The organism is Pseudomonas sp. SIMBA_068 (genome assembly GCF_046534705.1).
Taxonomy (GTDB): domain Bacteria; phylum Pseudomonadota; class Gammaproteobacteria; order Pseudomonadales; family Pseudomonadaceae; genus Aquipseudomonas; species Aquipseudomonas putida.
In genome coordinates this window covers 1-264 of the sequence record NZ_JAWRYI010000724.1, presented here as the reverse complement: position 1 = coordinate 264, position 264 = coordinate 1, and the positions used below count along the sequence as shown (strand labels likewise).

1 protein-coding gene is annotated in these 264 nt (G+C 45.8%); it reads left to right on the top strand.

Translation table 11 applies throughout. From position 1 onward, the window contains the following. The coding region (locus SB756_RS31150; protein WP_410913381.1) for a methyltransferase domain-containing protein at positions 1 to 264 on the top strand (264 nt) is incomplete at both ends.

Below are 264 nucleotides of genomic sequence, written 5' to 3'. Positions count from 1 at the left end.
GAGCGCATTAAATCTATTGAAAATCTGGATAATTTACACACTCGGGTCGTTGATCTGAATAACCTCACATTTGCTGGACAGTACGATTTTATTCTTTCGACTGTGGTGCTGATGTTCCTTGAGGCTAAAACCATCCCAGGGCTGATTGCCAATATGCAACGTTGCACGAAACCTGGCGGTTACAACCTGAGTGTGGCGGCGATGGATAGCGCTGATTATCCATGTACCGTCGGCTTCCCGTTTGCCTTCAAAGAGAGAGAATTA